At 64.6% G+C, this 1,194-nt stretch carries 2 protein-coding genes; both read right to left on the minus strand.

The genetic code is table 11. The features are described 5' to 3' along the window. Positions 1-99: 99 nt before the first annotated feature. Positions 100-627, minus strand: a complete 528-nt coding sequence (locus OP496_RS17840; protein WP_280565272.1) for a C40 family peptidase — start codon at positions 625-627, stop codon at positions 100-102. An 83-nt stretch (positions 628-710) separates the two neighbouring features. Further along, the coding region (locus OP496_RS17845) for a LysR substrate-binding domain-containing protein (protein WP_280565273.1) at positions 711-1,194 on the minus strand (484 nt) is incomplete at its 5' end.

Consider the following 1,194-nt stretch of genomic DNA (forward strand, 5'->3'; position numbering starts at 1 on the left):
TGCCCAGACGAGGCGCTTCCCGCGCCCTCTCTTTCGAATACATGGTGACGTGTGGCGGCCAACGCAAGGGGGGAACGCACCGTAACGCCCTGTTGCCGCTCACGGCGCCGGGCCGGCCGCACCCAAGTAGTGCTTGCGCCAGTAGCGGATATCCAGCGTGGACACCGTCACCTCACGACCGCTACCGGGCGCATGGATCATTCGCCGGTCACCCAGATAAATCCCCACGTGGGTGGCGCGATCCCCGGCGCCGAAGAACAGCAGATCCCCTGGGCGTGCCTGCTCGCGATGACCGAGGGTCTGGTACTGCTGATTGGATGTGCGCGGGACGTCGATACCCGCCGAGCGATACGCCACTTGCACCAGCCCGGAACAATCCACTCCACTCTCCAACGAATTACCGCCCCATTTATAAGGTGTGCCCAGCGCCTGCTTGGCGTTGGAAATGATCAACGCTCGCTCGATGGAGAGACCCTCTGCCGTGGTCGGGCCGGGATCGTGCGTTTCGATGCGTTGACTCGACGAACAACCGGCCAGGACGAGCAGGCACACGAGTAGCGCCAATACTGCTCGCACGCACGGCGCAAGCACCCCAATAGACGCTAAATAGGCTGGATAACGCCCCATGCTGACTCCTTCAGGCGGTATGCGATGGGCAACAAGAATGCCAGCAGTGTAGCCAAGGATGCGACGGGTGCGAGAGAGCCACTTCATGCGGATGTCGCTTTGTTAAAGCTAACTGTTGACCGGGCCTGAATGTGGGTCTGCAGGCTCAGAGCGAGTTGGCGTGTCGCCTCGTTGGGGCGGCCGGGACTGTGGTGCAGGGCGATCTCTATCATGGGCAACTCGGGCAGGCCCTCGTCGCTGCCAATGACGCGCAGACCGGCACCCAGCATGGAAGGCGTGAGCACCGTGATGGCCAGCCCCGCGCGCATCGCGGCCGTGAGACCGGACAGGCTGGCACTGGTGTAGGCGATTCGCCAGGGGATACCCATGGCGTCGAGCGCCGCCAGGGCGCGCTCCCGAAAGATGCAGGCTCCATCCTTGGAAACCGCCAGCGGTAGCGGCGTACGGCGTTGGGTGTCATGCCCGGGCGCACCGGCCCACACCGTGGGCTCCTGGCACAACACTTCCCCGCCGGGGCTCTTGGGCTGGCGGGTGGTGATCGCCAGATCCAGACTGCCCGCGCGGACG

It is taken from the genome of Chromohalobacter sp. 48-RD10, from assembly GCF_029889785.1.
In the GTDB taxonomy this organism is placed as follows: Bacteria; Pseudomonadota; Gammaproteobacteria; order Pseudomonadales; family Halomonadaceae; genus Chromohalobacter.

What these genes read in the sequence shown, in the direction of transcription:
- OP496_RS17840 (WP_280565272.1), bottom strand. Translation starts at nt 627, where the DNA reads ATGGGGCGTTATCCAGCCTATTTAGCGTCTATTGGGGTGCTTGCGCCG.